Source organism: Sphingorhabdus profundilacus (assembly GCF_009769755.1).
Taxonomy (GTDB): domain Bacteria; phylum Pseudomonadota; class Alphaproteobacteria; order Sphingomonadales; family Sphingomonadaceae; genus Sphingorhabdus_B; species Sphingorhabdus_B profundilacus.
In genome coordinates this window covers 1,069,662-1,091,206 of record NZ_SDWJ01000001.1, presented here as the reverse complement: position 1 = coordinate 1,091,206, position 21,545 = coordinate 1,069,662, and the positions used below count along the sequence as shown (strand labels likewise).

General features: G+C 53.5%; 27 protein-coding genes and 1 tRNA gene. 8 read left to right on the top strand and 20 right to left on the bottom strand.

The genetic code is table 11. From position 1 onward, the window contains the following. Positions 1-45: 45 nt before the first annotated feature. Positions 46-708, top strand: coding sequence for an MOSC domain-containing protein (locus EUU23_RS05045; RefSeq protein ID WP_160352981.1), 663 nt, complete (start codon positions 46-48; stop codon positions 706-708). 29 nt (positions 709-737) lie between these two features. On the opposite strand, the gene EUU23_RS05040 is transcribed toward EUU23_RS05045, so the two are convergent. The 12 genes from EUU23_RS05040 to EUU23_RS04985 form a co-directional block, all read right to left on the bottom strand. After that, on the bottom strand, positions 738-1,211 hold the full coding sequence (locus tag EUU23_RS05040) for a hypothetical protein (protein ID WP_160352980.1): 474 nt from the start codon (positions 1,209-1,211) through the stop codon (positions 738-740). Positions 1,212-1,291: 80 nt separating this feature from the next. Beyond that, positions 1,292-2,230, bottom strand: a complete 939-nt coding sequence (locus EUU23_RS05035; RefSeq protein WP_160352979.1) for a hemolysin family protein — start codon at positions 2,228-2,230, stop codon at positions 1,292-1,294. A gap of 31 nt (positions 2,231-2,261) precedes the next feature. Continuing rightward, positions 2,262-2,846, bottom strand: coding sequence for an rRNA maturation RNase YbeY (gene ybeY / locus EUU23_RS05030; protein ID WP_160352978.1), 585 nt, complete (start codon positions 2,844-2,846; stop codon positions 2,262-2,264). Next, complete coding sequence (locus tag EUU23_RS05025; RefSeq protein ID WP_160352977.1) at positions 2,843-3,835, bottom strand: PhoH family protein; 993 nt, start codon at positions 3,833-3,835, stop codon at positions 2,843-2,845. The genes ybeY and EUU23_RS05025 overlap by 4 nt, the downstream gene beginning before the upstream one ends. Then, the gene (gene miaB / locus EUU23_RS05020; protein ID WP_160352976.1) at positions 3,836-5,176 is read right to left on the bottom strand and encodes a tRNA (N6-isopentenyl adenosine(37)-C2)-methylthiotransferase MiaB; all 1,341 of its coding nucleotides are present in this window, start codon (positions 5,174-5,176) and stop codon (positions 3,836-3,838) included. A 9-nt stretch (positions 5,177-5,185) separates the two neighbouring features. Further along, a complete protein-coding gene (locus EUU23_RS05015; RefSeq protein WP_246156102.1) occupies positions 5,186-5,986 on the bottom strand; it encodes a lysophospholipid acyltransferase family protein in 801 nt (266 codons plus the stop codon). Then, a complete protein-coding gene (locus tag EUU23_RS05010) occupies positions 5,958-6,380 on the bottom strand; it encodes a Fur family transcriptional regulator (protein ID WP_160353547.1) in 423 nt (140 codons plus the stop codon). Before EUU23_RS05010 ends, EUU23_RS05015 begins: the two co-directional genes overlap by 29 nt. A gap of 112 nt (positions 6,381-6,492) precedes the next feature. Continuing rightward, a complete protein-coding gene (locus EUU23_RS05005; RefSeq protein ID WP_160352975.1) occupies positions 6,493-6,927 on the bottom strand; it encodes a Ros/MucR family transcriptional regulator in 435 nt (144 codons plus the stop codon). 78 nt (positions 6,928-7,005) lie between these two features. Then, positions 7,006-7,461 (bottom strand): GNAT family N-acetyltransferase, encoded by a 456-nt coding sequence (locus EUU23_RS05000; RefSeq protein WP_160352974.1) that lies wholly within the window; start codon positions 7,459-7,461, stop codon positions 7,006-7,008. Beyond that, entirely contained in the window at positions 7,458-8,066 is a 609-nt protein-coding gene (gene tsaB, locus EUU23_RS04995) for a tRNA (adenosine(37)-N6)-threonylcarbamoyltransferase complex dimerization subunit type 1 TsaB (RefSeq protein WP_160352973.1), read from the bottom strand. Before tsaB ends, EUU23_RS05000 begins: the two co-directional genes overlap by 4 nt. Before the next feature lie 17 nt (positions 8,067-8,083). Then, positions 8,084-8,674 (bottom strand): malonic semialdehyde reductase, encoded by a 591-nt coding sequence (locus tag EUU23_RS04990; protein WP_160352972.1) that lies wholly within the window; start codon positions 8,672-8,674, stop codon positions 8,084-8,086. Positions 8,675-8,706: 32 nt separating this feature from the next. After that, positions 8,707-9,282: a NifU family protein gene (locus EUU23_RS04985; RefSeq protein ID WP_160352971.1), complete on the bottom strand. Its 576-nt coding sequence runs from the start codon at positions 9,280-9,282 to the stop codon at positions 8,707-8,709. A gap of 99 nt (positions 9,283-9,381) precedes the next feature. On the opposite strand from EUU23_RS04985, the gene EUU23_RS04980 reads away from it, so the two are divergent. Further along, a complete protein-coding gene (locus tag EUU23_RS04980) occupies positions 9,382-10,215 on the top strand; it encodes an SDR family NAD(P)-dependent oxidoreductase (RefSeq protein WP_160352970.1) in 834 nt (277 codons plus the stop codon). 14 nt (positions 10,216-10,229) lie between these two features. Here EUU23_RS04980 and EUU23_RS04975 read toward each other — a convergent pair whose 3' ends face one another. Both EUU23_RS04975 and ccmA read right to left on the bottom strand, forming a co-directional pair. After that, positions 10,230-10,877 carry a heme exporter protein CcmB gene (locus tag EUU23_RS04975; RefSeq protein WP_160352969.1) on the bottom strand — a complete coding sequence of 216 codons (648 nt, stop codon included), beginning with the start codon at positions 10,875-10,877 and terminating at the stop codon, positions 10,230-10,232. Continuing rightward, the gene (gene ccmA, locus EUU23_RS04970) at positions 10,874-11,485 is read right to left on the bottom strand and encodes a heme ABC exporter ATP-binding protein CcmA (protein ID WP_160352968.1); all 612 of its coding nucleotides are present in this window, start codon (positions 11,483-11,485) and stop codon (positions 10,874-10,876) included. Before ccmA ends, EUU23_RS04975 begins: the two co-directional genes overlap by 4 nt. Positions 11,486-11,534: 49 nt before the next feature. Here ccmA and EUU23_RS04965 point away from each other — a divergent pair, with 49 nt between their 5' ends. Continuing rightward, on the top strand, positions 11,535-11,828 hold the full coding sequence (locus EUU23_RS04965) for a 4a-hydroxytetrahydrobiopterin dehydratase (protein ID WP_160352967.1): 294 nt from the start codon (positions 11,535-11,537) through the stop codon (positions 11,826-11,828). On the opposite strand, the gene EUU23_RS04960 is transcribed toward EUU23_RS04965, so the two are convergent. Next, a complete protein-coding gene (locus EUU23_RS04960) occupies positions 11,815-12,636 on the bottom strand; it encodes an SDR family oxidoreductase (protein WP_160352966.1) in 822 nt (273 codons plus the stop codon). The genes EUU23_RS04965 and EUU23_RS04960 overlap by 14 nt on opposite strands. Positions 12,637-12,751: 115 nt before the next feature. Here EUU23_RS04960 and EUU23_RS04955 point away from each other — a divergent pair, with 115 nt between their 5' ends. After that, positions 12,752-13,261 (top strand): hypothetical protein, encoded by a 510-nt coding sequence (locus tag EUU23_RS04955; RefSeq protein ID WP_160352965.1) that lies wholly within the window; start codon positions 12,752-12,754, stop codon positions 13,259-13,261. A 9-nt stretch (positions 13,262-13,270) separates the two neighbouring features. On the opposite strand, the gene EUU23_RS04950 is transcribed toward EUU23_RS04955, so the two are convergent. From EUU23_RS04950 to rlmB, 3 genes are read right to left on the bottom strand one after another with little or no spacing between them, the layout of a single operon-like run. Then, positions 13,271-13,894: a DNA-3-methyladenine glycosylase family protein gene (locus EUU23_RS04950; RefSeq protein ID WP_160352964.1), complete on the bottom strand. Its 624-nt coding sequence runs from the start codon at positions 13,892-13,894 to the stop codon at positions 13,271-13,273. Continuing rightward, positions 13,894-15,006 (bottom strand): hypothetical protein, encoded by a 1,113-nt coding sequence (locus tag EUU23_RS04945; protein ID WP_160352963.1) that lies wholly within the window; start codon positions 15,004-15,006, stop codon positions 13,894-13,896. Before EUU23_RS04945 ends, EUU23_RS04950 begins: the two co-directional genes overlap by 1 nt. A gap of 18 nt (positions 15,007-15,024) precedes the next feature. Continuing rightward, positions 15,025-15,783: a 23S rRNA (guanosine(2251)-2'-O)-methyltransferase RlmB gene (gene rlmB, locus EUU23_RS04940; protein WP_160352962.1), complete on the bottom strand. Its 759-nt coding sequence runs from the start codon at positions 15,781-15,783 to the stop codon at positions 15,025-15,027. A 146-nt stretch (positions 15,784-15,929) separates the two neighbouring features. On the opposite strand from rlmB, the gene EUU23_RS04935 reads away from it, so the two are divergent. Further along, positions 15,930-16,015 (top strand) — tRNA-Tyr (locus EUU23_RS04935). A 20-nt stretch (positions 16,016-16,035) separates the two neighbouring features. Here EUU23_RS04935 and EUU23_RS04930 read toward each other — a convergent pair. Next, a complete protein-coding gene (locus tag EUU23_RS04930; protein WP_160352961.1) occupies positions 16,036-17,088 on the bottom strand; it encodes a substrate-binding domain-containing protein in 1,053 nt (350 codons plus the stop codon). Beyond that, complete coding sequence (gene ald / locus EUU23_RS04925; protein WP_160352960.1) at positions 17,085-18,212, bottom strand: alanine dehydrogenase; 1,128 nt, start codon at positions 18,210-18,212, stop codon at positions 17,085-17,087. The genes EUU23_RS04930 and ald overlap by 4 nt, the downstream gene beginning before the upstream one ends. 133 nt (positions 18,213-18,345) lie before the next feature. On the opposite strand from ald, the gene EUU23_RS04920 reads away from it, so the two are divergent. From EUU23_RS04920 to EUU23_RS04910, 3 genes are all read left to right on the top strand, one after another. After that, positions 18,346-18,813 (top strand): Lrp/AsnC family transcriptional regulator, encoded by a 468-nt coding sequence (locus EUU23_RS04920; protein ID WP_160352959.1) that lies wholly within the window; start codon positions 18,346-18,348, stop codon positions 18,811-18,813. 267 nt (positions 18,814-19,080) lie between these two features. Next, on the top strand, positions 19,081-20,466 hold the full coding sequence (locus EUU23_RS04915) for a vanadium-dependent haloperoxidase (protein ID WP_160352958.1): 1,386 nt from the start codon (positions 19,081-19,083) through the stop codon (positions 20,464-20,466). 359 nt (positions 20,467-20,825) lie between these two features. Then, positions 20,826-21,545, top strand: coding sequence for a TorF family putative porin (locus EUU23_RS04910; RefSeq protein WP_160352957.1), 720 nt, complete (start codon positions 20,826-20,828; stop codon positions 21,543-21,545).

Below are 21,545 nucleotides of genomic sequence, written 5' to 3'. Positions count from 1 at the left end.
TCTCGACTTCGCTCGACACGAACGGGTAAGGGGATCTTTATGATTATGACTCGTTTAGACAACCTCCTAATCGGCGGTCCAAAGCCTTTCCGCGCCGATGGCACAATGAGCGCGATGGCGCGCGACCCTGTACACCGACCAGTTATGCTGCGAACGCTAGGATTTGAAGGTGATGAGGTTGCCGACCCAACTGTGCATGGCGGCGTAGACAAGGCGGTGCATTTTTATCCTGTGGAACATTACCCAAAATGGATAGCGCATTTTGCAGGTGAGGGCATATCGCATCCGCTGCTTGATTCCGCTGGAGCCTTTGGTGAGAATATCAGCGCAACGGGCCTGACTGAGGATAAAGTCCGCATCGGCGACCGTTTCCGTATCGGCAAGGCACTGGTCGAGGTCGCGCAAGGGCGGCAACCTTGCTGGAAAATCGACCATCATTTCGGGGTACATGGCTTGACGGGCGCGGTCATCAAAACCGGCCGCTGCGGCGGTTACTTCCGCGTGATCGAAGAAGGCGAGGTCGCGCCAGGGGACCAGATCGAGCAGGTCGAACAGGCAGGCCATGATTGGGCGATAGCACGGGTATTCAAACTGCTGATCGGCGGCGGCCATCGGGGGGATGGCGCAAACGCGGATTTAAAGGCGTTGGCGGAACTTGAAACGCTCGCCGAAAGCTGGCGGGGTAGGGCGGTTAAGTTGGTGGCGTGATTAGAGCTGTGTTGTAGCATTCTTCCAAACTAGTCTGTCCAAAGACGCTCTTGAAGTTCATCATCAAGAACCTCAAGTGCCGCTACGATATGCGTAAAGTTACCGGGCAGCGCAAATTGGTCAGGTCGGCCGTATCGGAACCAGTGCAGCTTGAACGGCTCGTTCAGGACAACTAGAATGTCACGAAGATTTGGCGCTTCGGACTTGAAACCTGCTGCTTCCGCTAAATCAAGAGCCTTGATTAGGTCGTGCCCTATATCTCGCAGAGGCTTCTCGTCTTGTGCACCGCCCCACCCGACAATTGCGGCCTTGAGCATTAACTCCAACCCGAGCCCAAGAAGATAGTGCGTGGACAGCGAATAGGTACCGTTAAACGCAAAATGTTCCGGATCGGGTAACTGCCTGTCTTGACCATCCAAGATTGCAGACCTGTATAAAAGATCAGATGCCAATGCGTGGGATCGGCCTGTTTCGAAGAGCTGGCGTGCTAGATCCATTGCCATCAAAAGACCTCCATGAATGACCAAATTTGTGCATTTCGATATAGAGCGGTCTTTAGTTCATTGCACTGATCCAAACCCCATCACTCGCCCTCTTCGTCCAAATCCGGCACCGGGGCGAACAGCCTTATCTTCGTCACCCGCTTCTCGTCTGCTTCGAGTATCTCCAACCGCCAACCGCTGGCTTCGTGGCGCAGCATCTGGCCGACATTCGGTACCTGACCAGCAATTACGAACGCCAGCCCACCTAAAGTATCGACATCCTCGTCGATCAGCGCCAGTTTCGGGTCGATGGCTTCGGCCAAGTCGTCGAGTTCGGCGCGCGCGTCGGCTTCCCACATTTCGGGGCTTAGTTGCGTGAACAGGGTCTCGGGTTCGTCATCATGTTCGTCTTCGATTTCACCGACGATTTCCTCGACCAGGTCCTCGATGGTGACGAGACCTTCGGTGCCTGAATATTCGTCCAGTACGATGGCGAGGTGCGTGCGGGTGCGGCGCATTTCGTCCAGGAGTGCGAGGACGCTCATATTTTGGGGGACAAAACGCGGCTGGCGGATGAAGGCTTCAAGGCTTTTTGGCGCTTCCCGGCCTTCCGCCAACACCGCGAATATATCCTTGATGTGAATCATTCCCGTAATTCTATCGAGCGTCTCGCAGTAGACGGGCAGGCGGCTGTGGCCGTGTTCGGCGAACGAGGCAACGCATTCGGCAAAGCTTGCGCTTTCATCGATGGCGATAATGTCACTGCGTGGCACCATAACGTCGTCGACGCGGTGTTCGCTGAAATGGAGCAGGTTTCGCAGCATCGTGCGCTCGACTGCGGTCAGGTCGCCGTCCTGATCGGACTGGCGGCTTTCCTCGTCATCTTCTTCATGTTCGGCGATCGCTTCTTCAAGCTGTTCGCGTAACGTCGGTTCGTGATTGCGGCCAAAAAACATCGTTTTTAGCCGCTGCCATATTCGTCCGTCGCTATCGTCGTCGGTTGCGGTTTTTGCACCGCTAAAACTGTCACCCTCTGACATTGGGGAAAATCGGTGCCTCTTATTACCTGTGCTAAACGCTATATGGATTGGGGAGGCCCATTGATGCAAGCGCTTTTACTTCCAAAGCCTCCATCGCCTCTGCGTCGTCATCCTCGATATGGTCGTGACCAAGTAAGTGTAGCATACCATGTATGACCAAATGTGTGGCATGGTCGGCAATGGGGATGTTCTTTTCGGCGGCTTCGGCCTCGCAAACGCCATAAGCCAAGATGATGTCGCCCAATAGCAACTCCATCTCCGGCTCGTCACCCTGAACTTGTTTCAGGGTCCATTGGGCCGCCTCACCATCCGGTCTTTGAGGTGCGATGGACCCTGAAACGAGTTCAGGGTGACGGAGAGAATTCAATTCACCGTCATCCAACGTGGGAAAGCTCAGGACATTGGTCGGCTTATCCTTATCGCGCCATTCGCGATTAAGGGCGTGGACCTCGTCATTGTCCGACAGCTTGATGCTCACCTCGATTGGCGAAGGATAATCCGAAAGCCCCGGTAACCCGGCAAATTTTACCGCCGCATCCACCGCCTTTTCAACTTCTACTTGTCCGAACCCGCTGTTGCGCCACTCCAGCCCGATGTCCAATTCGACATCAATCATTCCCGCCCCTCATAAGCATCGACAATGCGTCCGACCAATGGATGGCGGACAACGTCGCTGCTGTTGAACCTTATGGTTTGAATGCCATCGACGCCTTCCAGACGCTGCACTGCGTCGTTAAGGCCGGACATACGTTCACCGCCGGGAATATCCACCTGATGAGGGTCTCCACAAATCACCATCCGGCTGTTCATACCAAAACGGGTAAGAAACATTTTCATTTGTGCCGCCGTGGTATTCTGCGCCTCATCCAATATGATGAAGGCATCGGCCAAGGTGCGACCGCGCATAAAGGCAATGGGGGCGATTTCGATTTCACCTGATGCAATTCGCCTTTCGACCTGTTCGGCAGGCAGGCAATCATAGAGAGCGTCGTAAATAGGACGCAGATAGGGATCGACCTTCTCTTTCATATCGCCCGGTAAAAAGCCCAGCCGTTCGCCTGCTTCGACGGCAGGACGTGAAAGCACCAGGCGCTGGACGGCGCCGGTAATCAACATGGCCACAGCCTGCGCGACAGCTAGATATGTTTTACCGGTCCCGGCTGGCCCAAGTGCAAAGATAATCTCGTCGCGGGCCAAGGCTTCCATATAGGGAACTTGATTTGCGGAACGGGGAACGAGTGTTTTCTTTCGGGTGCGGATCATAATTCCGGGTGCGTCGGACACTTCCTTGCGGACAATGCCTTCCAGCGTCGGTTCCGCTGTCATTGCAATAATCGACTGAACGGCTTCTGCATCGATATTTTCACCTCGAAGCACTCTTGAATAAATATCGTTGAGAATGTCGCGGGTTCGCGCCGTTGCCCCTGCTTCGCCCTCAATCTGCACGCGGTTGCCCCGTGCGGAGATATATACCCCCAAACGATTTTCAATTGTCACCAGATTTCGGTCAAATTCTCCGAAAACGGAATTGATGAGATGGGGTTTGTCAAAGCTCATTTCGAGCCGCGACATATCACCAGCTTGCGCTTGTGCCCTTTTTGCCATTCAGGCCGCTGCTCTCATATCGGGTTCGCCTTTCAAACTTAATGGTCCAGACTCGGTAATGTCGACGGTCACAATATCGCCGATACCAAGCTCTGGCGCAAGCACATGCACCGATTGCATCCACGGAGATTTACCAATTAATTGTCCGGGCAATTTTCCCGGTCTTTCAAGCAACACTTCACAGGTCGTTCCTGCCATTTTGGCGTTGAAGGCTGATTGATCTGCCATCAACTGGGCCTGTAACTGCTGCAGGCGCTGGTCCATGACATCCGAAGGTATCTGGTCGATCATATCTGCCGCCGGTGTTCCGGGCCGTGGGCTGTATTTGAAAGAGAATGCCTGTGCGTAGCCAACTGTTTTGACTAGGCTAAGTGTGTCGGCGAAGTCCGCGTCACTTTCGCCGGGGAAGCCGACAATAAAATCTCCCGAAAGCGCGATGTCGGGACGAATGGACCGGACCCTGTCCAGAATTACAAGATAGCTATCGCGACTGTGGCTGCGATTCATGGCTTTTAAAATGGGGTCTGACCCTGACTGTACCGGTAGGTGCAGGAAAGGCATAAGCTTTTCGACATCGCCATGCGCCGCAATCAAACCGTCCGTCATGTCATTGGGGTGGCTGGTCATGTACCGTATCCGTTTGATACCCTCCACCCGGTCCAGTGCCCGGATCAGCCCGTCCAGCCCCTGCATTTTGCCTGTGTCATCTTCCCCGGTCCACGCATTCACATTTTGCCCGAGCAATGTGATTTCCTTTGCGCCGCCGTCGACCAGTGCCTTGGCCTCGTCGATCAGCGCGCGCCAGCTACGCGATACTTCGGCGCCGCGGGTATAGGGCACGACGCAATAGGTACAGAATTTGTCGCAGCCTTCCTGTACAGTCAAAAACGCCGATGCCCCTGTTTTTCGTAAAGAAGGAAGCTGCGAAAATTTGTCGAGGCCGGGCAGATCGAGGTCCACCGCCTTTTTACCGGCGGCGGCATCAGCAATCATTTGCGGTAAGTTATGATAGGCCTGTGGTCCCACAACAATGTCGACCGTTGGGGCACGTCGGCTGATCTCACTTCCTTCGGCCTGGGCGACGCACCCGGCGATTGCGATCATTGGGCCGCCGGGGTTTCGGCTCGTTTTGCCGAGCCTTCCGATTTCAGAATAGACCTTCTCAGCCGCTTTTTCGCGAATATGGCAGGTGTTCAGCACGACCAGATCTGCGTCATTTTTGTCATCGGCCGCGATCATGCCTTGTGCATCGAACAATTCGGCCATCCGCTCGCCATCATAAACATTCATCTGGCAGCCGTAATTTTTGATCGAGTAGGTTTTGGGTGAATTCATGCTCATGACGAGCGCCTATACATAGCGCGATAGGGGGCCGCCAGCCTCCATCGCCGAACCGATACGTGCACGAACCTCTGCCGAAATGGCTTTGCGGTCAGGATAATGGGCTGGATCAAAAGGGTCGAGAAAATGGAGGGTCGCGGTTATCGGCTTGAGATAGGATAGAAGCCGCCAGAAATTATCGGTCACCTTTTCGTCGCCGATCCACGCGATGCGCCGGGTATGGAGACCATAGTTGATATAGACAGGCTGTACCAACATGCCGGGGGGAGGAGGGACAAGTGCCGCGAAAAGAGAAGGCTTAAACGGCAAAAGTCCCGTGCCGTCATGGGTGGTACCTTCCGGGAAAATCGTTACCGGCTGGTCACTTGTCATGGCTGAACGCAATTCATCAACCTGGTCGCCAACGCTTAACCTGTTTTCGCGACTGACAAAAATAGTATTGTTGATTTTGCAAAGCCAGCCGATCAATGGCCAGCTTTCGATACCATCATTGGCGACAAAAGTGCAGCCGGTCACCCCGGACATGACCGGAATATCTATCCAGCTGTGATGATTCGCCGCGTAAAAGACGTTTCTTCGAATTCGCGTACCGGTTGTCGCCGTGGCTATTCCACTGGTCCAACTGATCGAGAGCAAAAAAAGCCGCGGCCAAGGCGAATCTTGCCGGAACAAACGCCATATATTGTGTAACAAAAGGCCGACGATCAAGCTGCCGATCATCAGCAGAAGCCTGAAAAGGAACATAAACTGGCCCGCGATCAAAGCGGCAAGATTACGCCGATCAATCCTTACGGTCGATGGCGACGCCATAAAGCTCCATCCGGTGATCGACCAGGCGATAGCCAAGCCGTTCGGCAATGATTTTTTGAAGTGCCTCAAGTTCGGGGTCGACAAATTCGACAACTTTGCCGGTTTCTACATCGATTAAATGGTCATGATGCGCTTCGGGTGAGGCTTCATAACGCGCGCGGCCATCGCCAAAATCATGGCGATCCAATATCCCTGCTTCTTCGAACAGGCGCACCGTTCGATACACTGTTGCGATCGAGATTTTGGGGTCGATGGCCGATGACCGCCGATAAAGTTCTTCGACGTCGGGATGGTCGACGGCGTCTGATATCACACGGGCGATCACGCGACGTTGGTCTGTTATGCGGAGGCCGCGTTCCTGGCACAATGCCTCAATATCGATTTTCGTGTCCATCATTGACGATGTTTAGTGCGGCCCCGCGATTCGTCAAAGAAAAAGGCCGGGCTAAAACCCGGCCTTCAACTTTTTCTTCATAATGAAGACGTTGCTATTGGCAGCGTATTTATTATTTTACCTTTTTCTTGCGGCCCGATCCGGGTGCCCGGCCAAGTCCAATTGCCTTTGCCAAAACACGGCGTTGTTCGGCGTAGGCGGGGGCCACCATCGGATAGTCCGCGGCCAGACCCCATTTTGCGCGATAATCTTCAGGCGTCATGCCATAATGCGTCATAAGGTGCCGCTTCAGCATTTTCAGTTTTTTGCCGTCTTCAAGACAAACGATATAATCTTTCTTGATTGAAGTACGGATTGGTACAGCAGGTTCCAAAGCAGCTTCGGCAACCACTACCTCGGCCGATAATCCGGCGAGTGCGGCGTGTACATTTCCGATCAATGTCGGCACGTCCGAAACTGCTACGCTGTTATTACTTACATGTGCCGCAACTATATCGGCGGTTAAAGTGATGAGCAATTCCGCTGCATCGATACTTTCTTGTGACATCTAAAATCTCCTTGACCCCATTTTTGTTTTTACTAGCAAAAAACGAGTTATAGGCGATGTCACATCAAGTCAATAATACTATAGTTTGTAAGCCATTGTAATTGCATCGGGCCTTTGCCCTTCAATGCTGTTATAATATTTTTGACGACGGCCAATAGGTTCAAAACCGATGTTGCTGTAAAACGCCATCGCGTTATTTCCTTCGCGGCATTCAAGAAATAATTGAGTTCTATTTCCGATCAAGGCCTTTTTTATGGTTTCTTGCAGTAACAAGCTACCTATTTTCTGCCGTTGCCAATTTTGTGCAACACCAATCATCAGCAGTTCTTCCGTGTCCAAAACCCACCGACTTATCGAGAAACCAAGAATGGATGTTCCGGATTTTGCAACCAACATTTGGCAATCCGGCATAGCCAGCGCGGAAAGGCACTGCGCCGCGGTCCACGCTTCCCCGAAAGAAGGGTCGAACGCATCCCCCATTATGGGCATGATGGATGCAATGTCCGCAGCATCGCCCTCGACGATTTCGATCATGCCGGCACCATTAGGGGCTTTGCATCCGGTGCGCGGCCATAGACAGGGGTGGGCATAAGCATGGGCAAATCAGTTATCAAATGCCATTTTTTCGCATCCGGTAAAAGATCGATCCATGATTTCCCTAAGATTTTCGGATCAAAATCTCCACTGATAAGGGGCGCGCGGGACTTGGCTGAGATGGCATCCGGCTTGATTGATATAGTCGGCGAAATGGAACTAGCGGTCGCGTTAAAACTACCAAAGAAATATTCACCATGCCCGCCTGTCATTACAATATCGACCGCCGTGGCATCGGGGCATTTTTCGAGCGCCATTGCCGCCACTAAAGACAGGCATCCATAGCCATTTACAGGAACCTCCCAGGCAAGGCCCAGCGCTTTTGCAGCCGCAACGCCAATTCTGATGCCAGTAAAGCTGCCGGGTCCGACATCAACCATGATCTGGTCGGCCCGGCCACGTTCGGGCAACGCGGCGATCAGTGGCAACAGGTGTTCGGCGTGACCTCTGCCAATTACGTCATAGCTGGCGGCCAACAGGCTTTGGCCATGGAATAAAGCGACGGAACAAGCCTTTGTCGCGGTATCAATGACAAGAGTACGCATGAACCGGACCAGACCAATCAGGCGATTTTATTGAAACGATCAAATTCCGGCCGCGGGCTGCGTTCAAATATGCTGGCAGGGTCGCCATAGCCCAGCGTCGATATGAAATTGGACTTAACCTGACTGTCGGCAAAAAAGGCCTCATCAACCGCGTCATTGTTGAAACCCGACATCGGGCCAGTATCAAGGCCGAGAGCACGCGCCGCCATTATGAAATAGCCCCCTTGCAGGCTTGAATTGCGGAATGCGGTTTTTGCGATCAAGTCATCATTGCCAACAAACCAACTGCGGGCATCGGTATGCGGGAATAATTCAGGTAATTGTTCATAGAATTCCATGTCCATACCGATGATAACGGAAACGGGTGCTTTTAAGATTTTCTCGCCATTGGCTGGCACCGACAGGGCCGCAAGTTTTTCCTTCGCCTCTTGACTGACACACCAGACAATGCGGGCAGGAAGGCAGTTGGCTGAGGTTGGACCAAATTTCATCAAGTCCCAAATAGCGGTCAATTGATCCTTGCTGACCGCCTTGTCCAAATAGCCGTTATAGGTTCGCGCTTTACTAAATAACTGGTCCAAAGCGGCATTGTTCAAAGGGGCTGTCATTATTTCAGGATGCTTTCCATATTTCGGCAAAATCAGGCGGCGCGTACTTCAGTTACTTCTGGCACATAATGTTTCAAAAGCTGTTCAATGCCATTTTTCAGAGTAGCCGAAGATGAAGGGCAGCCCGAACAGGCGCCCTGCATTTGAAGGAAGACAACACCTTTCTGAAATCCGCGATATACGATGTCACCGCCATCATTGGCGACCGCAGGTCGGACACGGGTTTCGATAAGTTCCTTGATCTGGACAACAATATCTTCATCTGCCGGGTCATCAAGTGGATAGTCTGCTTGCGCGGACGGAACCGAAAAACCAGCGGCAGGTGCATGAAATAAAGGCATGTTGGCGCTGAAATGGTCAAGCAATATGCCAAGAACATCCGGTTTCAAAACTGCCCATTCAACACCCGGTGCGGCCGTTACCGAAATAAATTCGCGCCCGAAAAATACCCCGGTCACGTCACCCAGTCCGAAAAGCGCCTCCGCCAGCGGCGATGCAGACGCCTCTTCGGGGTCGGCAAAATCACGAGTGCCATTTTCCATCACGATCTGCCCGGGCAGAAATTTAATGGTGGCAGGGTTGGGTGTCAGTTCGGTTTCTATGAGCATCCGCCATATGTGGTGCCGGCGCGGGCAAAGTGCAAGCGAGTTTTCCTTGACAGGGGACAAGCAACTGTCATCCCGAACGACAGATTTGGGAGAATGGAAATGACGAACCAGCACGAAAAAACAGCATGGGTCACCGGCGCCTCTTCTGGCATTGGGGAGGCTTTGGTCAAAGCCTTTGTCGCTGATGGTGGTTCGGCAATTTTATCGGGCCGGAATCTGCCTGAGCTGGAACGTGTTGCAAGCGAGTCCGGTGCACCTGACAGGTGTCACATCTTGCCATTCGACACGTTGGATTTTGATAAATTGCCCAAAATGGTGGAGGCGGCCGTGGCGTTTCGCGGCGCTATCGATGTCTTGGTGAATAATGCGGGCATTTCGCAACGGTCTTTGGCAATCGATACGGATTTTTCGGTTTACGACCGGATCATCGCGGTCGACCTGCTGGCGCCGATTGCGCTTACGCAGGCGGTGCTGCGGCATATGCTGGAGCGTGGATCGGGTCAGCTTGTGATGATATCGAGCGTTGCCGGAAAAGCAGGCGTTCCGTTACGTACTGCGTATTGCGCGGCGAAACATGGACTGGTCGGTTATAGCGACGCGCTGAGAAGTGAAATTGCAGGGCAGGGGGTCGGGGTGCTTGTTGTGGCACCCGGCTCGGTTCGCACCAATGTTTCGCGCAATGCACTGAACGCAGACGGTTCTGTGCGAGGTAGCAGCGACGCGGCTATTGATAATGGTATAGATCCGGCCGTGGTGGCCAATATGATCTGGACCGCAGTTGCCGAAAAGAAGCGGGAAATTGTCATCGCCGAGGGAATGGAGGCGAACATCCCGATTCTTAGAGCCCAATATCCCGATCGGCTTTTCGATATGGTTGAAGCTATGGTCGCCAGCGGATATGCCCAAAAACTGGCGGTGCCGTCATCGCAATGACGACGGCCCTGACCCTAACTTCGCCCAGCGCGCAACGCAGCCCCTGCGGCGAAAGGTGATAGGACGGCAATAACAATTGATGTGGCTGCAAGCAATTGCATGGCGTTTCCGGGGGTATCCGACAATGTTCCGGCACCAAATATCAGAATCGGAACGGCAAGCGGGACAAGTAAAAGGCCACCCAGTGCGCTCGCCCCGTTAAGACCCGCAGTCAGTGCGGAGATGGTCACAGAAAGTCCCGACAGCGCTGGCATCGCAATGGCAAGGCCGGTGAGCAGGGTCAAAACTTTTGTTTCCGGCAGCCCTATCAACGCCGATGCAATGATGGACGCCAGCAAAAGGGGCATGGCAAAAGCGACCAATTGACCGACGATCTTGACAGTAGCGACCACTTCTTCGGACCAGCCACGAATAGCCAATTGGTCAAGCATGCCCGATTGGCGGTCTGGCAAAATGAGACGTTCGATAGGCAATATCGTTGAAAGCAAAGCCGCAATCCACAAAATACCGCCGCCGGTGCGAGCAAGCAACATCTTGTCCGGACCCGTGACAAAGGGGAAAAGCGTTGCAACCGCCAAATAGAAAATAACGGGCAACCAGATGCCACCGCCCGTCAAGGCCAAACGGATTTCCCGTCTGACAAGGGTCAGAAAATGCCTCATGCCATCTGGCCTGAACTGTCCAGCAACAGGCTTTGCGTGATGTTGATCGACGGGGATTGGTGCGCGGCGAGAAGGGTTAGGCCACCGGCCGCCAAATGCCTTAAAATGGCACGATCCAAATGCGCGCTGCTGGCACTATCAAGGCCATTATAGGGTTCATCCAGCAACCAGATTGCAGCATTTGATGACAACACCCGTGCCAGACCTGCCCGCTTTTTTTGCCCTGTCGACAGATAGCGCACCGGAACATCGCAAAGAGAAAGCAAATCCATTTCTGAAAGCGCCGAGTCACAATCGGCAGGCGTCCCGCCGTCCAGATCAGCCCAGAATTTAAGCGCATGGCCGACGGTCATATTGGGTTCAAGCGCGAGATTCTCATCAGACAGCGCTACCCGTCCCTCGACCTCCGCCCGGCCCGACGTGATGTCGAGCAATCCGGCAATTGTTCGCAATAATGTCGACTTTCCGCACCCATTTGCACCTCTAACCCAAATAAGGTCACCGGCATTTGCATCCAACATCATGCCTGACAATACCCTCCGGTTACCGCGGTTTATCGCGACATTTTCGAGCCGTATAAAAGGGGCATAGGCTTGACGTGCAGTCATGCGGCGACATAGGCATGATTTTGGTGAATTGCAAAATCGGGAAATATATATGGCGGTGTCAAAGTTGAACGATGAAGATAGGGCGACGGCGCTGAACCATTTGCCGAAATGGACATATGATAGTGACTCCGGTGGTATCCGACGCACGCTGAAATTTGAGGATTTCGCCCAGGCTTTCGGCTTTATGACACGCATCGCCATTTTGGCCGAAAAGGCTGATCATCACCCTGAATGGTTCAATGTTTATAATCGCGTTGAAATTCACCTGACGACCCATGATGCCGGCGGCTTATCTCAACGCGATGTCGAAATGGCGAATGCCATCGATGCTATGACGGCTTAGCCTGCACTATATTTCCCAACCCTTCCATCAATCCAAGGGATTTGCGGAGGCGGTTTGGAAACCACCTTGCTGAAAATGCGAGCTGTTTGGCCATCTTGTTTACGGTTGTATGTACCTGTTCGCCATGAATGGCATTCCAGGCAGCAGGGCCGATGACCGAAACAGGGCTGACTTCGATGCCCACGGACTGCAGCTTTTCTTTGCCGGTCATATTGCTGCCTGCGTCAACGGCGCCGATGATGTTGGTGTCAATGAAGCCGGGCATCAAGCTGCGGGATTTGATGCCTAATTTGCGCCATTCAATGTCATGGGCCTCGGCAAGACCGCGCACGGCGAATTTTGTAGCGCTATAGACACTCAGCCCCGCCGACCCATAAATGCCCGCCGCCGAACTGGTGTAAAGCACGCAGGAATCGGGTGTGTTTTTCAAAAATTCAAAGCAAGCGCGTGTGCCGCTTATGACGCCGGTCAGGTTGATGGCGATCATCCTGTCAATGTCTTCGTCGGTCATTTCCTGTATCGGCCCGCCCGTTCCAATTCCTGCATTGTTAAACAACACGGTCATTTGGCCGCCGGTATGTTTGCCAAATTCGGCCACCGCCTTTTTCCATTGCGCCCGGTCAGTGACGTCAAGCTTGTGTACTGATGACATGCCGGGTGGCAGCATTTTTGCAGTTTCGGCAAGTCCCGCAGTGTCGACATCGGCAAGGCCAATGAACCACCCCACATTGGCGAAATATCGCGCGACTTCGCGACCAAGACCGGATGCAGCACCGGTTACAAACATGCTTTTTTGTTTTTCAGCCATTTTGGCGACTCTCCCGTTTACATAAGTGTCAGCCACATCAATTTGACGTGAACGTCAACTGTTTCTTGCGACTATCAACAAGGCTGGATAAATCGGCACCAACCAAGGAGTCCAAATGTTTCGGTATTTTACGCTATTTGCTGCTCTGTGCGCATGCCTAAGTTCGGGCTCGGCCTATGCCGAGGTCGTAGCGACTTTCTACAGCCACGATTTTGGCGATCATTTCCCGCATGCATTCGTCAAATTGGAAGGTAAGGTGGATTCCACGGGGGAAAGGGTCGATACCAATTATGGCTTTACCGCAGTCAGCGTTTCGCCCGCCATATTGATGGGGTCGGTCAAAGGCATGATCGAAACCAAAGGCGATAAGTATATCGCCAGCAGCAACCGGCATTTTTCGCTGCGCCTGTCGGATTCTGAATATGCCAAGCTCATCACATTCGTAGACAAATGGCGGAACATGCCGGGCAAAAGCTACAATCTGAACAGCCGCAATTGCGTGCATTTCGCCATGGAGGCGGCAGCTTTGCTTGGCCTGAACATCAACAGAAAAAGCAAATTCTTCAAAAAACCGAAAAGTTTTATATTAGAAATGATGAAACTGAACCCCGGTTTGAAACCTTAGGATCACGGCCTAGATGACCTGAAAACCTTTGGCGTAGATATGCCATGTAAAAATCGCCGCCGCTCCGCGATGGGGGCGCCATTTTTCGGCGATCAGACGCACTTCTTTTTCCGACGGGCGGGCATCCAGCTTTAGCAGGCGTCCAACACCTTCTTGAACAGCAAGATCACCTGCCGGCCAGATGTCGACGCGGCCCTCGGCGAACAGCAGATAGATTTCAGCGGACCATCGGCCAATACCTTTAACCTTGGTGAGATAGGTGATGGCTTCTTCGTCATCCAGCGGCAAAGCATCGAGCGGAAGTTCTCCCGACACAACCAATTCGGCCAGCGAACGGGCATAGCCTTGTTTTTGTCGGCTAAGTCCGCATGCGCGCAAGGCATCAAAATCCTGCTCGATCAATTTGTCCGGGGCACATCCTTCACCCAGCAAAGTCTCGAGCTTGTTCCAGACAGATGCCGCCGCGGCGACGCTAACCTGCTGGCCTACGATGGTGCTTAGCAATGTTGTGTAGCCAGGGTCCCGAATACGCGCATCGGGATATCCTGTCGCCGTTATCGCATCGGCAAAGCGCGGCTCGATCAAGGCCAGCGCGTCAAGTGCGCTTTTCAGCCCGGTTGCGGAAATACCCATTATCCGACCAACTTCAAAAGCGCCATTGGCGCACCATATAATGCAGGACCAATGTCCCAGCGCAATATTTGCATTCCAGCCGCATCTTCGGGGCCGTCCTCGCTATTATTGGCGAGGATTTTTGCATCGGTTGTCAATGTAAAGCTTCCCTTTATCGCAATGGGTTCGGCAGGCATTTTTTCTGTCCCGCTTTTTCCAAGAAATCCGGCAGCCATGCTACCCATGCCTATTAGGGAGCTTAGCGACATTTCAGGATCGGACCGGAAAGCAGGCGCCTCCACGCGAAGTCTGCCATTATCCCATCGGGTGATATGGATCATCGGTTCGCCAAGGGCATAACGCGGAATGACAGGGAAGGCATAATCATCGGCCAGCTTTCCACTGGTGCCATAGTCCACCATGAACACCCCCTTGCCGATATGTTCGACCTTGTGCCAGGCGGACAAGCGCTCCACTTCGCGGGTAAAGCGTTTGATGGTTTCGGGATTTTCCGGGTCGATTCCGCCCAGCATCATTTCGGCCATTTTGCGGCCTTGTTCGTCGCGCTTTTTCTTTTCTGCCTGTTCGGTGTCCCACGCTGCCTTTTGCTGCTTGATTTCGTCAGGCGTACATTCGCGTTCGTTGCTGTTCCATGAATCAGCATTGGCTGCGGCCGCTCCAGCGGCTTCGGCTGCTGCGGCGGCCGCGTCTGCCGCAGCGGCGTTTATTTCTTCTTCGGTAGGGTTCTGCTCGTCCTGAAAGCCCAGCAGATTCGCGCGCCAGTTCGACGCCGGAACCGCACTAAAAATCGGACCACCGACCGCAACGACATCGTCTTGCTTAAGTTCAAGTTCCAACGTCTCGCTATTCTCTACCACCGGTTCGATCTTATCGTTCCAGCACATGGCCTTGAACTCGGCTTTGCCTTCCTTGCCGAGAAAATCGCTGTTTAGCAGATTGGCGAGGCCGACCAGTTGGATCTGCCCTTTATACGTGAAGCTGAAATCACCATTTTTGCGGACCGTCATCGCAGACTCAAATTCTCCGGGTAGGATAAGGCATCCGCACAATGAAAAACAGGCAAGCGAAGCGACCGCTAACTTTGCCCATGTCGTGACCAGCCTTTTTTGCATCGCGATTCCCCTTCGCTTCTATCCCCGCCTCACCGTTGCCGCATATAGCGCTATGGCTGCGGCATTGGATACATTAAGCGATTCCATCTGTTCGCTGATTGGCAGCTTTGCCAGTTGGTCGCAATGCTCCTCGATATTGTGGCGCATACCATCGCCTTCCGCGCCTAGGACCAGCGCATTGCGGCCCGGCGTCAATGCCTGATCCAGAGTAGCAGTTGCATGGCCGGACAGGCCAATGCGCCAAAAACCGGCTTCGGCAATTTCTTCGAGCGCCCGCGCCAGATTAACGACCCGCACCCAAGGGGTGATTTCAATTCCGCCCGATGCCGCCTTGGCCAATGCACCGGATTCGGGTGGGGCATGACGATCCTGCGTCACCACAGCGACGGCGTTGAATGCCGCGGCCGTGCGGAATATTGCACCCACATTATGCGGGTCGGTAACCTGATCCAGAATCAATAATGGCCGCGTATCGCCCTCATCCACCGCAAGTATGTCGGTAAGCCATACATCCTCAAGCGGCGCCACCTCAAGCACCAGTCCCTGATGCGGGGCATCTTTGGGCACGAAACGGGCAAGGTCTGCGACCTCAGCAAACTGTACGGATAAACCATCGGGAATGACGATCTTGTCAATTTCCTCACGCGTTCCCCAAAGCTTGATCAGTCGCCTTTCGGGATTGTCCAGCGCGGCATAAACAGCGTGACGGCCGTAAAATTTCGGATTGCCACTGGTGGGAGCTGCGCCACGGCGGCGATGGCTTTTATGAGAAGACATGATTTGCGTTCAATCCAAAAGAAAATGCGTTGATTGCAGTCCCTTTCCCACTTGAGGCATTGACAGGCAAGTACCGTTTCGCCATTGGGCTGCTTCCTTAGCGGAACCGGCCCTTATGTTTATGCATTAAGACCCGCTAAAGACGTGGACAGGTGGCCGAGTGGTTAAAGGCAGCAGACTGTAAATCTGCCCGGTTTTCCGTACGCTGGTTCGAATCCAGCCCTGTCCACCAATATATTTTGCGCTAACCCCTCAAGCACTCTCCCGCAACAACAACCGGACAGGTACCGGCGTTGTATCTGGTGTGGCACCCTTTAATAGCGCGATAAGCGCTTCGACAAGCATTTCACCTGCCTTGTAGTAATCCTGCTCGATGGTGGTTAGAGGTGGCTGGGCATATGCGCCGGTGGCTATGCCGTCGAAGCCGATGACGCAGACATCCTTGCCGACAGCTATGCCCGCTTCATCCAGCGCGCGCAGAGCACCAAGTGCTATGAAGTCGTTGGCGCAGAACAGGCCGTCAAAGCTGGTCTTGTCGCGCAGCAGCGCTTTGACTGCGGCATAACCCTGGTCCTCCCGCACCGCATTTTCCGGCAGGGTGGGGCAAATGATGGGCAGGTCATGTTCGTGCGTGAGATCCTTATAGGTGTTGATCCGGTCCTGAAATTGCGGCTGTTCGCTATTCATCGGGCCAATATATGCGATGTTGCGGCATCCCTTTGCGCGCAAGTGGTCGATGGCAAGCCTTGTGCCCATCACATTGTCGCTTTTGATGGAAACAAGATCTTCCTTGCTCGCGCCCCAGCAGATCATGGGCGTGTTATGCCGGGCATATTCTCCGAAATATTGCCAGCCTTCGACATTTTGCCCGCTGCCGATGACGATCAGGCCGTCGGACTGGCGGCTGCCCGTATAATTGGCGAAGAAATTGGCGGGAGAATCCTGAAAAGAGACAATCAGATTATAACCACGCTCCGACGCCGATGCGGCGATACAGCCGAGCAGCGAGAGGTAGAAGGGGTTGATGTTCGCCTTATTCTCCCCCCGGCGACACAGGATGACAAGGGCGATGGAAAAGGTCTGCTGCGTGCGGAGGCGCAGGGCATTGTGGTCAACCGAATAATTGAGTTCCTTCGCCAAGGCCACGATCCGCGCGCGGGTGTCTTCGTTGACTTTTTTGTCGCCACGCAGCGCGCGCGACACTGTGGGTTGTGATACCCCCAGCATCGCTGCGATCTGATGCGCTGTAATCCGCCCCTCTTTGCCCATGCCGCGCCGGTTAGCACCAAGGCGCGCCGGAGTCACGCGGCCAGCGCGGTTTCCGGTGCGACAAATTCCAGATTGAGGCTGTCGGCAACGGCTTTGCTGGTCACCTTGCCCTTGTGGACATTGAGCCCCGCGAGCAGGCCGCGCCCGGTTTCGGACAAGGCGTGCAGCGCGCCCACACCCTTGTCGGCCAGCGCAAGGCCATAGGGCAAAGTAGCGTTATTCAATGCCGCAGCGCTGGTTTGCGGCACGGCGCCGGGCATGTTGGCGACGCAATAATGGATGATGCCGTCGACAACATAGGTAGGCTCTGCATGGGTGGTGGCCTTTGATGTTTCAAAGCAACCGCCTTGGTCGATGGCAACGTCGACGAGGACCGAGCCCGGCTTCATATGTTTCAACATGGCACGAGTGACGAGTTTCGGTGCGCTGGCACCGGGGATCAAGACCGCGCCGACAACCGCATCGGCAATGCTGATTTCATGGTCAATGGTTTCCAGCGTTGAATAGCGTGTGCGGACGCGGCCCTGGAATAGTTCGTCCAGTTCGCGCAGGCGGGGGATGGAACGGTCTACAATGGTGACTTCCGCGCCAAGGCCGACGGCCATACGCGCCGCATGGGTGCCAACAACGCCGCCACCGATCACACAGACGCGGCCTGCGGGCACTCCGGGAACGCCGCCCAACAGGATGCCTGCACCGCCTTCGCTGCGCCGCATCGCTTCGCCAGCGGCTTCGATAGCGAGGCGGCCTGCAACTTCGCTCATCGGTGCGAGCAACGGCAGGGTGCCCTTGTCGTCGGTCACGGTTTCATAGGCGATGGCTGTGCAGCCGCTGGCGATCAGGCCCTTTGCTTGTTCAGGATCGGGTGCGAGGTGGAGATAGGTGAAAAGAAGTTGGTCTGGGCGAAGCTGCACCCATTCCGAAGGCTGAGGTTCCTTAACCTTTACGATCATATCGCACCCTGCGAAGATTTCGGCAGCCGTGCTGGCTATCTCGGCACCCGCGGCGCGATAGGCGTCATCCGTTGCCATAATGCCAGCGCCTGCACCCGATTGGACGACAACCTGATGGCCACGGGCAACATATTCGCGCACCGCACCGGGGGTGAGGCCGACCCGATATTCGTGAACCTTGATCTCGCTGGGAACGCCGACACGCATTTCTCTTCTCCTGAATTGAGTCTCTGTGCTGGAGAAATAGCACTGTACTTCTGCGGTTAATCCGCAAAGATTCGACAGGATGTGTTATATGACGCATATATTCTGCGCTAAAATTTAATAGGATGAAGATGATATGCAACTTGATCGCGCCGACCGCAAATTACTCCGCGCTTTGGTCGCAAATGGCCGGGCGACCCAGCAGGAGTTGGGGGACGCGGCAGGGCTGTCGCCAAGTGCGGCGGCACGGCGGCAAAAGGCTTTGGAAGATGCGGGCATCTTGCGGGGATATCGCGCAGATGTGAATCTACGCAAGTTGGGCATGGGCGCGACGGTGATGGTCACCATCACGCTGGATAGCCAAAGCGAGGAAGCAATGGGTGCGTTTGAAGCGGCGGTGGCCGAAAGCCCTTCGATCATCCGCTGTCACCTTATGAGCGGCCGTAACGATTATCTTCTGGTTGTGCGGGCGGCATCGATCGAGGATTATGAAATAATCCACCGCCAGGAAATCGCCCGCTTACCTCGGGTCGCACGTATTGAAACAGCATTTGCGCTGCGCGAAGTGATCAACCGCACCGTCCCGCCAAGATTACTGGAATAGAACCGGTGTTCTAGCGCATTTCGAAGTATTTCGCGGTGAATAATGCAAATTTATCGGTAAAATGTCGTTAACATTTCGTTGATGATAAATACGTCCAATGAAATGTAAGAAGCTACATGTAATAAGATGTCATCGCTGTTCAAAATAGATACGTTGAAGCGATAGAATATACAGAAAATAATTGAAATTTATTCACTGAAATCACGGGTCGCGACGCGTGATATGCGGGCGCGTGGCTATGTTGCCGATCCCGCTTTGGAGAATATCATGAATATTGTTCTTTTCTGGAATGGCGTATTACTTGAATGTTCACGCCGTGACTTTACCCGTGGTTATGCAAATAGCCAGCAACCCGGGCCGATTCGCACATCGCGGGCGATGGCGATTGTCCATCTCGCCATTCACGATGCCATTGCTTTTAAAAATGGCATTCCCGGTGCTGCCTATCTGAACAAGAAAGGCATTCCGCATACCGTCGCTGCGCCGCCTGCTGGCGCTTTAGATGATGTTGTGGCGGGTGCGGCCGTGACAACGTTGAAGGCAATGTATCCACGTTATGCGGATTTTGTCGATGACAGCTATGATGGTGGCAACAATGCCCGGTTCAACTATGGTGAAGAGATCGCCAATGCGTTGCTGGCCGCGCGGGTAAATGACGGATCAGACGTTATGTTGACGCCGCCACAAGTGGTTTCGCCTGTTTACGGCCAACATCGCGCTGACCCGTTCATGCCTGGTCAACCCAGGCTTGGTCTGGCGTGGGGCAATGTGACCCGATTTACGGGTAATGCACACAAGCCCTTGGATCCATATCCAGGGCAGGGATTGGCAAACTTACTGACTGACCCCGGTTATAAAGCCGACTATGATGAAGTCATGCAATATGGCGCGGCAGAGCGTCGTAGCAGAACCGCCGAGCAGGAACGCATGGGGGTCTACTGGGCCTATGATGGAGTTATGAACTTGGGCGTTCCTCCCCGATTGTATAACCAAATTGCCCGAAAGATTGTTTTGAATAAATCGCTCAGCGTCGCCCGCACAGCCGAGATATTTGCACAACTGAATGTTGCAATGGCCGATGCCGGGATTGATGCATGGCATTATAAATATCTTTATGATTTATGGCGTCCTGTTGTCGGTATCAGGGCGGAGGCAGCACCTTATGGCGATCCGTTTTGGTCGCCTTTGGGCGCACCACAAACCAATGTGACTGGCAGGTCCACATTTACCCCGCCTTTTCCAGCTTATCCATCCGGACACGCGACATTTGGCGCGGCATTGTTCCAGTCGCTACGGCTGGCATTAAACCCATCCGCAAACCCTTTAACAACTGCCGATGTTATGGCTGAAGAAAATGGTGCAGGGCCAGTTGAAGCGAGTGAAAGCTTCACCTTTGTGTCTGATGAGTTGGACGGCATTGCTTTTGATTCCAATAGCTCTGTTCGTCAAAAGGTTCCAATAAGCTTCAGCAATTTTGCCCGCCCGATTTGGGAGAATTCCGTTAGCCGTATCTTTTTAGGCGTGCATTGGCGCTTTGACGGACTGCCGCGCAATGCTGCCGACAATATTGGCGGGGTCCCCTTGGGCTTAGCGATAGGAAAAGAAGTACATGACTTCTTCAATTCCGGTACCTCTTTAGGAGGTCCCGCCTAACTTTATTGGGCGTACATGCTGGCAACAACTGCCCAATTTTTCTGAGTTTGAAGACGTGTGTCGCGAAAATCGGCGCACGTCTTCGCGTTTTCGACGACGCTTTACGCCAGGGTGGTTTAAGCAATGTTTAAACTGTGACGAAATTGTCACATTGGTTAAAAAGGACATCAGCGCAGACACTAAATTGCTTGATCGCAAGTTCTTTTGATGTTTGTGTGCAGTTGCACAATGGGCGCTGACAAATAAAAATCAATCATAGCGCGGGCAATAGATTTAGCGGGAAGAGCACGGCATCTGTCGGTGGCGGTTTTTGAACCTGCTTCCGGCTATTTTATAACGCACCTAAGAAGGGGTATTTTATGGGTAACTCGATTTTGAAAATGGCCTTGGTGAGCGTCGCTATTAGCGCATTTGCAACTGCTGCACCAGCGTTCGCGCAAGAGGCCGAGGAAGAGTCCGGTCCGATCACCATTTCAGGCGGCGTCACTGTTGTGTCGGACTACCGCTTCCGCGGGGTGTCTTTGTCGGACAAGGATTTTGCGGTGCAACCGACCATTACTATTAGCCATGAATCTGGATTTTACGTTGGCGCATGGGGTTCAAATCTATCTGAAAACACGGGCGACGATGTTGAAATAGACCTTTACGCCGGTTTTGCGGGTGGAGAAGAACTGACCTATGATATCGGCGCGACCTATTATTTGTACCCCGGAGTTTCCAGCCTAAATTATGTTGAGTTCACCGGAAAGTTGGGATCAACCTTCGGTCCGGCTACGGTCGGCGTACAATTGTCTTACGTTCCAAGTCAGGACAATACAGGCAACAGCGATAACATCTATTATGGCACCAATGCATCCATCGCCTTGCCTGATTCGCCTATTTCGGTAGTCGGTTCTATTGGTGTCGAGGACGGCGCATTTACGGCCGGTAATGAAAAGGTCGATTGGTCGCTCGGTCTGACGGCGGAAGTGTCTGGCTTTACCCTGGGCGCTTCGTATGTTGACACAAACCGCCGTTCGATTTTCGCCGCTGAAGACTCAAAAGCGGGTGTTGTTTTCTCTTTGAACTACGCTTTCTAA

Coding starts and splice junctions, on each gene's coding strand:
- EUU23_RS05035 (WP_160352979.1), bottom strand. CDS start 2,230: ATGTCAGAGGGTGACAGTTTTAGCGGTGCAAAAACCGCAACCGACGAC.
- EUU23_RS04960 (WP_160352966.1), bottom strand. CDS start 12,636: ATGGCTGAAAAACAAAAAAGCATGTTTGTAACCGGTGCTGCATCCGGT.
- EUU23_RS04980 (WP_160352970.1), top strand. CDS start 9,382: ATGACGAACCAGCACGAAAAAACAGCATGGGTCACCGGCGCCTCTTCT.
- EUU23_RS04910 (WP_160352957.1), top strand. CDS start 20,826: ATGGGTAACTCGATTTTGAAAATGGCCTTGGTGAGCGTCGCTATTAGC.
- EUU23_RS05040 (WP_160352980.1), bottom strand. CDS start 1,211: ATGGCAATGGATCTAGCACGCCAGCTCTTCGAAACAGGCCGATCCCAC.
- EUU23_RS04945 (WP_160352963.1), bottom strand. CDS start 15,006: ATGCAAAAAAGGCTGGTCACGACATGGGCAAAGTTAGCGGTCGCTTCG.
- EUU23_RS05015 (WP_246156102.1), bottom strand. CDS start 5,986: ATGGCGTCGCCATCGACCGTAAGGATTGATCGGCGTAATCTTGCCGCT.
- EUU23_RS04950 (WP_160352964.1), bottom strand. CDS start 13,894: ATGGGTATTTCCGCAACCGGGCTGAAAAGCGCACTTGACGCGCTGGCC.
- EUU23_RS05000 (WP_160352974.1), bottom strand. CDS start 7,461: ATGATCGAAATCGTCGAGGGCGATGCTGCGGACATTGCATCCATCATG.
- EUU23_RS05005 (WP_160352975.1), bottom strand. CDS start 6,927: ATGTCACAAGAAAGTATCGATGCAGCGGAATTGCTCATCACTTTAACC.
- ald (WP_160352960.1), bottom strand. CDS start 18,212: ATGCGTGTCGGCGTTCCCAGCGAGATCAAGGTTCACGAATATCGGGTC.
- rlmB (WP_160352962.1), bottom strand. CDS start 15,783: ATGTCTTCTCATAAAAGCCATCGCCGCCGTGGCGCAGCTCCCACCAGT.
- EUU23_RS04975 (WP_160352969.1), bottom strand. CDS start 10,877: ATGAGGCATTTTCTGACCCTTGTCAGACGGGAAATCCGTTTGGCCTTG.
- miaB (WP_160352976.1), bottom strand. CDS start 5,176: ATGAGCATGAATTCACCCAAAACCTACTCGATCAAAAATTACGGCTGC.
- EUU23_RS05045 (WP_160352981.1), top strand. CDS start 46: ATGACTCGTTTAGACAACCTCCTAATCGGCGGTCCAAAGCCTTTCCGC.
- EUU23_RS04985 (WP_160352971.1), bottom strand. CDS start 9,282: ATGCTCATAGAAACCGAACTGACACCCAACCCTGCCACCATTAAATTT.
- EUU23_RS05025 (WP_160352977.1), bottom strand. CDS start 3,835: ATGGCAAAAAGGGCACAAGCGCAAGCTGGTGATATGTCGCGGCTCGAA.
- EUU23_RS04990 (WP_160352972.1), bottom strand. CDS start 8,674: ATGACAGCCCCTTTGAACAATGCCGCTTTGGACCAGTTATTTAGTAAA.
- EUU23_RS05010 (WP_160353547.1), bottom strand. CDS start 6,380: ATGGACACGAAAATCGATATTGAGGCATTGTGCCAGGAACGCGGCCTC.
- EUU23_RS04965 (WP_160352967.1), top strand. CDS start 11,535: ATGGCGGTGTCAAAGTTGAACGATGAAGATAGGGCGACGGCGCTGAAC.
- EUU23_RS04955 (WP_160352965.1), top strand. CDS start 12,752: ATGTTTCGGTATTTTACGCTATTTGCTGCTCTGTGCGCATGCCTAAGT.
- ccmA (WP_160352968.1), bottom strand. CDS start 11,485: ATGACTGCACGTCAAGCCTATGCCCCTTTTATACGGCTCGAAAATGTC.
- ybeY (WP_160352978.1), bottom strand. CDS start 2,846: ATGATTGATGTCGAATTGGACATCGGGCTGGAGTGGCGCAACAGCGGG.
- tsaB (WP_160352973.1), bottom strand. CDS start 8,066: ATGCGTACTCTTGTCATTGATACCGCGACAAAGGCTTGTTCCGTCGCT.
- EUU23_RS04915 (WP_160352958.1), top strand. CDS start 19,081: ATGAATATTGTTCTTTTCTGGAATGGCGTATTACTTGAATGTTCACGC.
- EUU23_RS04920 (WP_160352959.1), top strand. CDS start 18,346: ATGCAACTTGATCGCGCCGACCGCAAATTACTCCGCGCTTTGGTCGCA.